The 11179-nt window shown below is 67.0% G+C and carries 12 protein-coding genes; 8 read left to right on the forward strand and 4 right to left on the reverse strand.

The genetic code is table 11. The annotated features are described in order from the left end of the window. Nucleotides 1-160 precede the first annotated feature (160 nt). The 3 genes from ASG87_RS07940 to ASG87_RS07945 all read left to right on the forward strand — a co-directional run bounded on the left by ASG87_RS07940 (nucleotide 161) and on the right by ASG87_RS07945 (nucleotide 2982). A complete protein-coding gene (locus ASG87_RS07940; RefSeq protein WP_157510960.1) occupies nucleotides 161-1135 on the forward strand; it encodes a T6SS immunity protein Tli4 family protein in 975 nt (324 codons plus the stop codon). Between the two features lie 279 nt (nucleotides 1136-1414). Continuing rightward, a complete protein-coding gene (locus tag ASG87_RS19925) occupies nucleotides 1415-2401 on the forward strand; it encodes a T6SS immunity protein Tli4 family protein (RefSeq protein ID WP_157510961.1) in 987 nt (328 codons plus the stop codon). A gap of 224 nt (nucleotides 2402-2625) precedes the next feature. Continuing rightward, entirely contained in the window at nucleotides 2626-2982 is a 357-nt protein-coding gene (locus ASG87_RS07945; RefSeq protein ID WP_157510962.1) for a hypothetical protein, read from the forward strand. A gap of 79 nt (nucleotides 2983-3061) precedes the next feature. Here ASG87_RS07945 and ASG87_RS07950 read toward each other — a convergent pair whose 3' ends face one another. From ASG87_RS07950 to ASG87_RS07965, 4 genes are all read right to left on the reverse strand, one after another. Continuing rightward, nucleotides 3062-3562 carry a hypothetical protein gene (locus ASG87_RS07950; protein ID WP_056003462.1) on the reverse strand — a complete coding sequence of 167 codons (501 nt, stop codon included), beginning with the start codon at nucleotides 3560-3562 and terminating at the stop codon, nucleotides 3062-3064. Between the two features lie 13 nt (nucleotides 3563-3575). After that, on the reverse strand, nucleotides 3576-3863 hold the full coding sequence (locus ASG87_RS07955) for a LysM peptidoglycan-binding domain-containing protein (protein ID WP_056003466.1): 288 nt from the start codon (nucleotides 3861-3863) through the stop codon (nucleotides 3576-3578). Nucleotides 3864-4020: 157 nt separating this feature from the next. Further along, complete coding sequence (locus ASG87_RS07960) at nucleotides 4021-4428, reverse strand: DUF4156 domain-containing protein (protein ID WP_056003761.1); 408 nt, start codon at nucleotides 4426-4428, stop codon at nucleotides 4021-4023. 96 nt (nucleotides 4429-4524) lie between these two features. Next, on the reverse strand, nucleotides 4525-7377 hold the full coding sequence (locus tag ASG87_RS07965; protein WP_056003469.1) for a pitrilysin family protein: 2853 nt from the start codon (nucleotides 7375-7377) through the stop codon (nucleotides 4525-4527). Nucleotides 7378-7640: 263 nt separating this feature from the next. On the opposite strand from ASG87_RS07965, the gene ASG87_RS19930 reads away from it, so the two are divergent. The 5 genes from ASG87_RS19930 to ubiB are packed head-to-tail and all read left to right on the forward strand — an operon-like array spanning nucleotide 7641 to nucleotide 10885. Continuing rightward, nucleotides 7641-7796 (forward strand): hypothetical protein, encoded by a 156-nt coding sequence (locus ASG87_RS19930; protein ID WP_157510963.1) that lies wholly within the window; start codon nucleotides 7641-7643, stop codon nucleotides 7794-7796. A 39-nt stretch (nucleotides 7797-7835) separates the two neighbouring features. Next, entirely contained in the window at nucleotides 7836-8039 is a 204-nt protein-coding gene (locus ASG87_RS07970; RefSeq protein WP_056003764.1) for a hypothetical protein, read from the forward strand. 35 nt (nucleotides 8040-8074) lie between these two features. Further along, nucleotides 8075-8539: a tRNA (cytidine(34)-2'-O)-methyltransferase gene (locus ASG87_RS07975; protein WP_056003471.1), complete on the forward strand. Its 465-nt coding sequence runs from the start codon at nucleotides 8075-8077 to the stop codon at nucleotides 8537-8539. A 52-nt stretch (nucleotides 8540-8591) separates the two neighbouring features. Further along, nucleotides 8592-9242: an SCP2 sterol-binding domain-containing protein gene (locus tag ASG87_RS07980; RefSeq protein WP_056003474.1), complete on the forward strand. Its 651-nt coding sequence runs from the start codon at nucleotides 8592-8594 to the stop codon at nucleotides 9240-9242. Further along, nucleotides 9239-10885, forward strand: coding sequence for a ubiquinone biosynthesis regulatory protein kinase UbiB (gene ubiB, locus ASG87_RS07985; RefSeq protein WP_056003478.1), 1647 nt, complete (start codon nucleotides 9239-9241; stop codon nucleotides 10883-10885). Before ASG87_RS07980 ends, ubiB begins: the two co-directional genes overlap by 4 nt. Nucleotides 10886-11179 lie beyond the last annotated feature (294 nt).

Here is an 11179-nt window from a genome sequence, read left to right on the forward strand (position 1 = left end):
CTTCCTCGGCGCGATATAGGGGATGGCCTCGGTCATTTTGCTCAATTGATGACACGCTCTAGGTGAGCTGATGCCCGTCCATCGATGGTGGATTGCTGCCACATTGCTCGGTGGACTGGTTGCGTGCCATTCCGGCTCCAGCGAAGAGGAGCGGCACAACGTGTCCGAACTGACCCAAACCATGCGTACCCAATGCCTTGGCCGTTACCAGTTCGACTTGCCATCCAGTTTTTCGCTGAACTCCTCGCCCGCCGATGCAAAACCAGCAGCGACCTTGTACTTCGGCCGCGACAAGGACTTCAAAACGGTCGATTTCGGTGTGCTCGCGGAGGGCGTTACGCCGCAACAGTTCGCCGCGGCCATCCTGAAGAGGCGCGACCAGATCGCTTCGAAGAGCAATGACGAAGCCCATGCCTCCATGCTGGTGGCGTTCGAGAAGCTCAACGATCGCGAGATCATGCTGGAGTCGTATCTGGGGACGGAGGTCGACGGCGGCGCGCGCGCGCATGAACTTCACCTGCTGGTCGAGGACAACCACGTCGTCCTGAAGACCGAGTCGTTCAAGGGCGCCGACAAGCCGGCCGAGGAATGCCTCGCCAGGCTCGCAACGCAGGTGCGCAAGGTGGCCGATCCGGCCCAGGCGGGGCCGGGCTTCTGCCTCGGGCAAGTAATCATCGATGCCGACAACGATTTCGAGGATGCAAGCGTTTCGTTCTCGAGCAACGATCGCAAGCATCGCGAAATGGTGCTGGATGCTTCGGTGAACGGGTTTAAGCGGGATGCCGCCGATCCCGGCCTCGTCGAGCGGACACTTGGCAGTCTGTCCGCTGCCGGCAACACGAAGCCGCAGGTGATCTGCAAAGGCGACCTCCAGCTCGCCGGCCAACCCGGCCAGCAACTGGTCATGGGGTCGGACCTGGGCGGACTGCATGGCCAGATGATGGTTGCGGAGTCGTATCCGCCCTCGCCATCGCTCGCCACATCGAGCCTTTTCCTGCAGCTCAACGGGGGCCGTCTCGAAGGCGACGACGAGGATGTCACTTCGTCGCTTACCGACAACGAGGCCGTGGCGCTTTGGGATGCGATCCTGAAGTCTGCGCGCCCTCGCCCCAATGCGGTGAAGGCAAGTCGATAAAATCAAATCATTCGCTTAAAAGCGTCATCCTGGAATAATTTCTACCCATATATGGCGTTATAACTAATGAATCGAAGAGCTGGAAAATTTTTCGATTCCAATTTAATAAAGATCAACAGCGAGTGCAGCCCATCATCTTCTACAGTATTTGCAAGCCATCCCCACGGAGACTGGGAGACATCAATTCTTGGATATATTATGCGATTCAAGCGAATGATATGGCGATCCCGCACCTTGGCGGCACTTCTAGCCATGCTGTCGAGCGCCGAACTACTCGCCATGACTACCAACCATAGCCCCACGAATCACACGATCTATCTCGGGCGCTTCTCGATGAAAGTTCCAAGCAAGGCACAGATACGCATCGATGCGAAATATCGGGGAATTCAAGTAACCGACCACGGCCCTGTCACGAGCTTTAAGGCATTGAAGCAACGTCTCCAAGAAAAGAGCGAGAAGTATGCCGCCAGCAAAGTACCGTCCAACCCAGGAGACGATGCGCTGATGCGAGCAGCCGGCATGGACCCGGACAAAGAGCATACTGGGAGCCAACTGGTTGGCTTCGATGTTCATCCGGAACAAAACACTGCGATCATTGCCTATCTGCCCAAGGCACAAGCGATTGCCGCCAACATTGATCTGCACAAATGGATCAACGGGTTTGACATGGTTCTCAGCAGGAACGACATCGGTGTTTCCAGTTACGAAGCACAACGAACGGATCTGATGAGCGCAGCGGAACACTTCAGGCCGCTGCCTTCTCAAATGAGTAACGCTCCTGCTGGGTTCTGTGTAGGGAACGGTATTTTTGTGGATAACGGCAAACCAGAAGCAGCCGGCTATGCCACATTGGTAGTAATCGATCCACAACACCCGGACATGAGCTTGACTTTTACCGCCACGGATATCGAAAAGCATTCATCCGAGCCACCGCTGAGCGCGAACGTGGATGACGATTCGAATCGGCTGCGCAGTCTCACTCACGATCTCAAGGTGATTCATCGCGGCGACCGAACCGCCGCAGGCCAATCAGGCTACCTCATCGCCGTTAGCGGATCTGATCCGGACAACCCTGGGCCGGTAACATACAAATACCTTTGGGAGGCGCCTGGAACGCCAAGCGATGTGAGGCAGCCGGCCATGAGTGCCGAATTGAACACCGATGCTGAAAACCATGCCCGGAGTTCATTCGGAAATGTCCAAGAGGTCACGGAGTACCTTGATCGATTCTTGAATTCCATCCGATTTCGCTCAGGCAACAAATAGTGCAAAGCAATGACACTGCTTCAAGACGGTGCGAAGCGATACGCAGCCTGTCGTTGATGCAGCCACGGCGCGCCCTTCTTTCTGCAAGCATGGCCGTGCTCTGCTGACCTGCATGGCGCGCACGCAGGCACCAATCGCCACCTGCCCAATCCCCTGACACGCCACCGGCCAACCGCAGCGCCTTTGCCTTATGCTCCCTCCCGACAAGCAGCCAAGGAAGCCGCATGAACGGATTGAGCCAGCGCATCGTCGATTTCGTCGCCGAGCTGTTGCCGCTGTACACGTACCAGCATGCCGACGGGCACGATTGCGCGCTTTGCCTGGCGGACGGCACGCTGATCATGCCGCTGGACGAGTCGCATGCGGAGTCCGAGGAGGGCTGGGTGGCGGTGTTCTGGCAGGGCGACAGCCGGCGCCGCTCGGAGGTGCTGGGCAGCCTGCTGGCGGCGCAGGCGATCCTGCGCCACGTGGAATTGCACGGCATCGGCCGGCCGCAGGAGGAACTGGCCGCGCAGCGCTTCTACTGGTGCGAGCGTTTCCGCCAGCAGACCGGGCGCAACGTGGCGGTGAAACCGGCCTGAGCTTCGCCATCGACACCCCTGAAACGCAACGGGCGCGGCCAAGGCCGCGCCCGTTCGCGCTCGCGTTGCGGCGGCTTGCCTACTTCACGGTGAAGTCCTTGCTGACGACCGGCTTGCCGTCCAGCGCGATGTCCACCTTGTAGCTGCCGGCTGGGAAGCCGTCCGGCTTGCTGATGTGGAAGGCGGTGCTGACCGGGCCGGTGGGCGCGATCGGCTCGTTGGTCTCCATGACGGTCTGGCCGTCCTGGTAGGTCCATTTCGCGCTGAGCGTGCCCGAACCGGAGCCGGTGGTGTTGACCGAGGCGTAGATGGTGTCCTTCGGCGTAAACGAATCGGCGGCGGCAGCCACCTTGTTGTTGGCATCGACCGCGGTGCCGAGATCGACCGAGGTCACGCTCAGGGCGCTGCTCGCGGGCGCCATCGTGTCCGGAGCGGCCGGCGCGGTGGCCGGCTGGGCCGCCGGGGGCGGCGGCGCGGCGTCCGTGGTGGCGGCGGTGTCGTCATGCTTGCCGCAGGCGCTGAGCGCCAGCGCGGCGGCCAGCGACAGGGCGATCAGGGTCGGGGTCCGGTGGTGCATCATGCGCAGTCCTCCTTCAGGCCTTGGCGGGAATCTTCAGGACCTGACCGGGCTTGATCAGGTCGGGATTGGCGAGCTGATCGCGGTTCGCATCGAAGATGCGCTGCCAGTCGCTGGCGCTGCCGTAGAAGTGCTTGGCGATCTTGCTCAAATTGTCGCCGGCGACGACGGTATAGGTCTGCCCGGCGGCAGCCGCGGACGACGCGCCGCCCTCGACATTGCTGAAATCCGCCTTGGGCGCCGCGGCCGACGATTCGGCGCCGCCCTGCACATTGGAAAAGTCCGGCTTCGTTTCGTTGCCCATCGAACGCTCTCCGTTGCGGATGAGCGTGCAGTGTTACCGGGCCGCCGGTTAACGCGCCGTGAGCGGTGCGGGCAGGCGGCGCAGTGGAATGCGACGCCTGGCGTGCCCGGCGCGGCCTCGTCGCGGCCGTGCGCCAGGCCCTGTCGGAAAGGGTCGGTCAGCCCTTGACCGGATAGGTCTGCACGCCGCCGGAACCGGCCGGTGCCGGCGGCTGGGCCGCGGGGGCATTGCCGGACGGCTGCGGGCGCTGGCTGCCGCACAGGTAGGCGCCCCACGCCTGCGAACCGTCGACCGGCTCGGCCAGCGGCTTGACCGTGTCGGCATGCAGCTTGGCGGCCTCGTTGCGCGCCATCACTTCCAGCTCGTCGCGCACCTTGATGTCGTTGCGGTCGACCGGGCCGACATGGTCCATCACGGTGACGGTGACCTTGCCCATGTCGCGGCACGACGAGACGTCGCCGTTCCATGCCGTGCGCACGCTGCGGGCGGCATCGTCCAGGGTGATGCCCCAGGTGCAGGCGCCGAGCAGGGCGGCGGGAACGAGCATCAGCAGGGTCTTGCGCATGGGTGGCTCCGCGGTGGACATAGACGAGAGGCCGGGCAGTCACCTGCCCGGCCTCCATCCTAGCGCGCCGGCGCGCGGGCGTCGCCGGATGCCGGCTTACTTGCCCGCCGGCCGCGCCGCCTTGCCGTCGGCGTCGATCACCTGCACCTCGCCCAGCTTGAGCGCGCGCACCGGCGCCTCGATCTGCTTGAGGTCGCCCACGATCACCCAGGTCAGTTGGCCCGGATGGATGATCTCCTTCGCGGCGGCCTCGACCTGGGCGTCGGTCTGCGCCTCGATGCGCGCCTTCATGGTCTGCACCCAGTCGTCAGGACGGTCGTACAGCGCGATGTCCTGCAGCGCACCCATCACCGCCGAGGTGGTCTGGTACTGGCCGGGCATGCTGCGCACGTCGCCCACCTTGATCTTGTCGATCTCGGCGGCGGTCAGCGGCTTGTCGCCGATCATCCCCCTCGCCTCCTTCAGGATCTCGGCGGCCGAGGGCGCGGTCTTGTCGGTCTGCACCGGCGCATACAGCATGAACGGGCGCTGCCCCTGCGCGTCGCGCAGGAAGCTGAAGGCGCCGTAGGCCCAGTGCTTGTCCTCGCGCAGGTTCATGTTGAGGCGCGAGGTGAAGGTGCCGCCGAAGGCGCCGTTCATGGTCTGGATCGGCAGGTTGTTGGCGGCCCGGGTGGACGGCGCCAGGCTGCCGGCCAGGATCAGGCTCTGCTGCGCGCCGGGGCGGTCGACCAGGAACACGCGCACGTTCTTCGGCGGCGCCACCGTGGCGATGTTCTTCGCCGGCACCTTGCCGCCGGCCTTCCAGTCGCCGAACACCTTGTTCAACTGCGGGACGATCTTGTCCAGCGTGGTGTCGCCGGCGACCAGCAGCTTGACGTTGTCCGGCCGGATGAAGTCGCCCATGAACGCGCGCATGTCGGCCGCGCTCAGTGCGCCGATCGACGCCTCGGTGCCGGTGCCGGTGAACGGGATCGCATACGCGTGGCCCTTGCCGTACAGCAGCGGCGGCAGCGTGCGCAGCGCGATGCCGACCGGCTGGCTCTTCTCCTGCGCGATGCCGGCCAGCCACTGGCCGCGCAGACGGTCGATGTCTTTCTCGCGGAAGGCCGGGTTGCGCACGATGTCGGCGAACAGTGCCAGCGACGGCACCAGCTTGTCGTCGAGCGCGTTGAGCGACGCCACGCAGGCATCCAGCCCGCAGCCGGTGGCGATCTGCGCGCCGAGCCGCTGCTTGCGCTTGGCGATCTCGACCGAATCGAGCGAGGTGGTGCCCTCGTCGAGCATGCTCATGGTGAAGCTGGAGGTGCCCAGCTTGCGGCCCTGGTCGGCGGCGTAGCCAGCATCGAACTGCAGGCCGACCTGCACCGCCGGCACCGCATGGCGCTCGGCCAGGACCACCTCGATGCCGTTGGCGAGCTTGCCGTGCTGCAATTTCGGGAAGCTGAGGTCTGGGAAGGTCTCGACTTCCGGCACGCCCTTGCTGCGGTCCACCCCGCTCGCCACCGTCCGGTAGTCGCCCTTCGGCGACAGCACCGGCGCCGGCTTGCCGGGTGCGGCCGGACGGCCCGCCGTGGTCGCCATGTCGGCGGCGTCGACCTTGCCCGGCGTCACGGTGAGCGTGTAGTCGCCCTTGGCGATCCACTGGTTCGCGGCAGCCTTCACGCTGGCCGGGGTGGCCGCCATCAGCACGCCGAACTCCTTGAGGTAGGCGCCCGGGTCGTTCCGGTAGAGCTGCCCTTCGGCGAGGATCGAGGCCTGCGTGTTGACCCGCTCCAGCCCGCGCACGAAGCCGGCGCGGATCTGCGTGCGCACCCGCTCCAGCTCGTCGGCGCTGGGGCCGTCGGCGAGGAACTTGCGCCACTCGTCGGCCACCGCCGCCTCGACCCGGGCCGGATCGACGCCCTTCTTCACGTCCACCTGCAGTTCGAACAGGCTGGCCAGCACGTGCTGCTCGATGTCCACCGAGACGTCGTCGGCGAGCTTGTCCCGGTAGACCAGCCGCTGGTACAGCCGCGAGGTCTTGCCGCCGCCGAGCACGGCGGCGGCGACCTGCAGCTCGGTCAGCGCGTCGTCGTTGCGCGAAGGCACGTTCCACTCGCGGTAGATGCGCGTCTGCGCCACGTTGTCGGTCATCGAGCCGCGGGTCGATGCGTCGCGCGGCGCCACCCACGGCTGCGGGCGCGGCACCTGCGGGCCGGCGGCGATGTCGCCGAAGTACTTCAGCATCTTTTCCTTCGCCTGCGCCGGCGTGATGTCGCCGGCCAGCACCACCACCGTGTTGGCGGCGCCGTAGTAGTCCTTGAACCACTGCTTCACGTCGCCGAGCGAGGCGGCGTTCAAGTCGGCCATCGAGCCAATGGTGTCGTGGTGGTAGGGATGGTTGGCGGGGAACGCCTCGGCTTGGATCAGTTCGCCGACGCGGCCGTAGGGCTGGTTCTCGCCCTGGCGCTTCTCGTTCTGCACCACGCCGCGCTGCTCGTCCAGCTCCTTCTGGCCGATCGCGCCGAGCAGGTGGCCCATGCGGTCGGACTCCATCCACAGCGCCATGTCCAGCGCGGTGGTGGGCACCGTCTCGAAGTAGTTGGTGCGGTCCAGCCAGGTGGTGCCGTTCTGGTCGGTGGCGCCGGCCAGCTCGAACGGCTTGAAGTATTCGTCCTTGTGGTTCTCCGAGCCCTGGAACATCAGGTGCTCGAACAGGTGGGCGAAACCGGTCTTGCCCTTCGGCTCGTAGGAGGAGCCGACGTGGTACCACACGCTCACCGCCACCACCGGCGCCTTGTGGTCCTCGTGCACCACCACGGTCAGGCCGTTGGGCAGCACGAACCGGGTATAAGCCATCTGCGGGATCTGCTGCGCGGCAGCGGCGTCCGGCGCGGCCCATGCCGGCAATGCGCCTGCGTTGAAGGCGAGCAGACCGGCGATGAGCAGCGCGAGGGGGTTTCTTGCCATGGTGAAGCTTCCTTAATTCCGCGATGAATCCACCGAGGCTAGTGGCCGCGCCGCCCGATCGCAAACCCACCAATGGCACGTCCGGACACTGTCCGCTGTGCTGTCCGGACGGGCGCCCGCGGTGTCCGCGGACAGCGGACGACGCAGGCTCGCCATGGCAAAATATCCATTCGTATCAATGTATTGAATCGAATTCCGGCGGTTGGCACGGCGCTTGCTCCAGAGGGATTACCAAGGACCACTTTCCCACCGGAGACACGACCATGAAACTCGAAACCCTGCTGCTGCACACCCTGTTCGCCGCCAGCCTGCTGCTGTGCGGACTGACCCTGGGCTCGATGCTCAAGGCGCATCCGACCTCCGTGCACCTGGCCAACGATGCCGCCGTTACGGCCGCGCCCTCGGCGCGGGCCGGCTGAGCGGCCCGCACCTCCCCACCTCTTCGCCGGACCATGACCATGAAATTCGAAACCCTGCTGTTGCGCAGCCTGTTCGTCGCCTGCCTGCTGGTCTGCGGGCTGATCCTCGGCGCCATGATCAACAGCCGCTCCACCGCGGTGAGCCTGGCTTCGCACGGCAGCTTCGGCACGCTGTTGCTGGCGGCGCCGGCCAGTTGCACGCTGCCGCCGGACGGCGTGGTCTGCCCGCGGCGCGAGAGCTGATCGCCAGCCGCCCGCGCTCCGTCGATAATGCACGGATGCTGCACGTCATCCTGTTCCGACCCGAGATCCCGCCGAACACCGGCAATGCGATCCGCCTGTGCGCCAACACCGGCGCCGCGCTGCACCTGATCCGTCCGCTCGGCTTCACGCTGGACGACAGCCGCCTGCGCCGCGCCGGCCTGGACTACCACGAATACGCGCAGGTCGCGGTGCACGACGACCTGCCCGGCTGTCTCGCCGCGATCGGCCAGCCGCGGGTGTTCGCCTTCTCCACCCGCGGCCGCCTCGCCCACGTCGAGGCGCGCTTCGCCAAGGGCGACGCCCTGCTGTTCGGCTGCGAAACCGCCGGCCTGCCCTCCGAGGTACTCGACGCGATTCCCGAGGCACAGCGCCTGCGGCTGCCGATGCGCCCCGACAGCCGCAGCCTCAACCTGTCCAACACCGTCGCCGTGGCCGTGTACGAGGCCTGGCGCCAGTTCGGCTTCGACGGCGCCGGCTGAAACGCCGGCCCGGGGTGGCCGCCATCGCCGGCCGCCCCGCTACAATCGGCGCATGAACGCCCCCGCCCCGAACTCCTGGTTGCCGCAACCGCTGCGCAAGCTCGCCGGCCGCGCGCTGGAAACCGCACTCAACCACGCGCTTTCGCTCGATCCGGACACGCAGCAGAAACTGGCCGCGCTGGACGGCCGCAGCGTGCAGTTGCACCTGCGCGGGCCGGAACTCGCGCTGGCGGTGACGGTGGAGGACGCTTGCCTGAAGGTCGGCCCGCCGGACGCCGACAGCCAGCTGCGCGTGGCCGCCAGCCCCGGCAGCCTGCTGGCGATGGCGCTGCGCCGCGGCGACGAGGGCGTAGCCCCGGGCAAGGTGGAGATCGCCGGCGACGCCGACCTCGCGCGCCGGCTGGAGAAGCTGGCCAGCCGGTTCGCGCCGGATTTCGAGGAAGCCTTCGCGCGCACTTTCGGCGACGTGCTCGGCGTGCCGCTCGCCCGCGCCGTGCGGCAGGGCCTGGCGCACGCGAAGGAGACCGCCGCGCACCTCGCCGAGGATGGCGCCGACTGGCTGCGCGACGAAGCGCGGGTGACCGTTGCGCAGGGCGAACTCGACCCGTTCCTCGACGGCGTCGATGCCCTGCGCGAACGCAGCGAGCGGCTGGAGGCGCGCGTGGCCCGGCTGCAGCAGCGGCTGCGGGGACGCCCGGCGTGACGCCGCTGAAGGTGGTGCCGCGCTTGCTGCGGGTGGCTTCCGTGCTGCTGGCCTACCGGCTCGACGAACTGGTCGATGCGGCGCACCTGTTCCGGCCGCTGAAGCTGCTGCGCCCGCTGTTCGGCCGCCCGCCCGTGGACGTGGCGCGGCTGTCGCGCGGCGAACGCCTGCGCCTGGCGCTGACCGAGCTGGGCCCGATCTTCGTCAAGGCCGGCCAGGTGCTCTCGACCCGCCGCGACCTGGTGCCGGCCGACATCGCCGACGAGCTGGCCCTGCTGCAGGACCAGGTGCCGGCGTTCCCCGGCGCCGAGGCGCGCGCGATCGTCGAGCAGCAGTTGAAGGCGCCGGTCGGCCGGCTCTACGCCGCCTTCGACGAGGCCGCGCTGGCCTCCGCCTCGATCGCACAGGTGCACGCGGCGACCCTGCACGACGGCCGCGCGGTGGTGGTGAAGGTGTTGCGACCCGGCATCGACGCGCGCATCGCCCGCGACGTGAAGCTGCTGCGCTCGCTCGGCGAGCTGGCCCAGCGCTGGCACCCCAACGCCGACAAGATCCGCCCGCTGGACGTCGTCGCCGAAGTGGAGAAGATGCTGGAGAACGAGCTGGACCTGCAGCGCGAAGGCGCCAGCGCCAGCCTGCTCCGGCGCAACTTCGCCAGCGGCGCCGACCTGTACGTGCCCGAGGTCCACTGGGACCTCACCGCGCCGCGCGTGCTGACGCTGGAGCGCGTGCACGGCGCGAGCTGCGACGACATCGCCGCGATCGATGCCGCCGGGATCGATCGCAAGGCGCTCGCGGCGAAGGGCGTGCGGGTGTTCTACGAGCAGGTGTTCCGCGACAACTTCTTCCATGCCGACGCGCATCCCGGCAACGTCTGGGTGGACCTGGCGCGGCGCGACGAGCCCCGCTTCATCGCGCTCGACTTCGGCATCATGGGCTCGCTGCCCGAGGCCGACCAGTACTGGCTGGCGCAGAACTTCATCGCGCTGTTCGAGCGCGACTACGCACGCATCGCGCAACTGCACCTGGACGCCGGCTGGATGCCCCCGACGGTGCGCGTGGACGAATTGACCGCCGCCGTGCGCACGGTGTGCGAGCCGTACTTCACCCGCCCGCTGTCGCAGATCTCGATCGCCGAGCTGGTGGTGAAGCTGTTCCAGACCGCGCGCCGCTTCGAGCTGACCCTGCAACCGCAACTGATCCTGCTGCAGAAGACCCTGCTCAACATCGAGGGCGTCGGCCGCATGCTCGATCCGGAGATCGACATCTGGGCGGTGGCGCATCCGGTGCTCAAGCGCATCCTGCGCGAACGCTACAGCCCGCGCCGCACACTGCGCGAGGTGCGCAAGCGCCTGCCCGAATGGTTCCACGCGGCGCCGCAGTTTCCCGAGCTGGTGCGCGACGCGCTGCGCCAGGTGGCGCGCGGCGAACGGCGCGAACTGGCCGACCCCGTGGCCCTGGCGCAGCGGCAGCAGGAAGCGCGCCGGCAGCAACGCATGCTCGGCAGCGGCCTGCTCGGCGGCGCGCTGCTGATCAGCGCCACGCTGCTGTGGACCCTGGCCCCGCAGCACGGTTCGTGGCTGCCGCTGGGCGCGGGCCTGGCGGGGCTGGCGGCGTTCGCCGCCGGCTGGCGAAGAAGTTGAACCGCATTGACGCCAGCCATCCCGCCTGAATGCCGCGGCCTCGCTTGAAAGCCACGGGCCTCGCCTGAACGCCGCCATCCCGGCGAAAGCCGGGATCCAGCGGCTGCCAGCATGGTTGCCGCGAGAAAGGCACTGGATTCCGGCTTTCGCCGGAATGACGTTCCGGAAAGCCCGCTCCACATCGTCCCTCCCCGATTCCTCATGCTCGACACCCTCCACCTGGACAAGCCGCCGCTTCACTTGAAAGCCACGACCTCGCCCAAATGCCGTCATCCCGGCGAAAGCCGGGATCCA

It is taken from the genome of Frateuria sp. Soil773, from assembly GCF_001428405.1.
Classification (GTDB): domain Bacteria; phylum Pseudomonadota; class Gammaproteobacteria; order Xanthomonadales; family Rhodanobacteraceae; genus LMSL01.